Here is a 313-nt window from a genome sequence, read left to right as displayed (position 1 = left end):
TTTACTACTGGAGAAACAAATTAGAAGAGACATCGCAACATCAGCCTTCGAGTTTTGTCCCCTTAGTGTTTGATTCTAACCAACAATCTACTGAGAGACGGACAATTCAATCACCCATTAAAAGTTCTCACGCCCCAGGTAATAATGCTCCCGTTGAGTTTGTCTTTCCTAACGGCACAAAGATGGTGTTAAGGGATAACATCGATATGGAGTTACTAAAAGCGATTGTTCACCTATTTGATTGAGGCCGATGTTTCATTTACATAGTAAGCTAAAGTACTTTCTTTATCCTGCACCGGTAGATATGCGCAAA

General features: G+C 39.9%; 1 protein-coding gene. It reads left to right on the top strand.

Annotated elements, in window-relative coordinates:
• On the top strand, window positions 1-245 hold a 245-nt coding region (locus W7W_RS23925), incomplete at its 5' end, for a hypothetical protein (RefSeq protein ID WP_010664755.1).
• Between the last annotated feature and the right edge of the window lie 68 nt (window positions 246-313).

The organism is Marinilabilia salmonicolor JCM 21150 (genome assembly GCF_000259075.1).
GTDB lineage: Bacteria > Bacteroidota > Bacteroidia > Bacteroidales > Marinilabiliaceae > Marinilabilia > Marinilabilia salmonicolor.
Note: the sequence above shows the minus strand (reverse complement) of the source record. Positions and strands in the feature narration are given on the sequence as shown.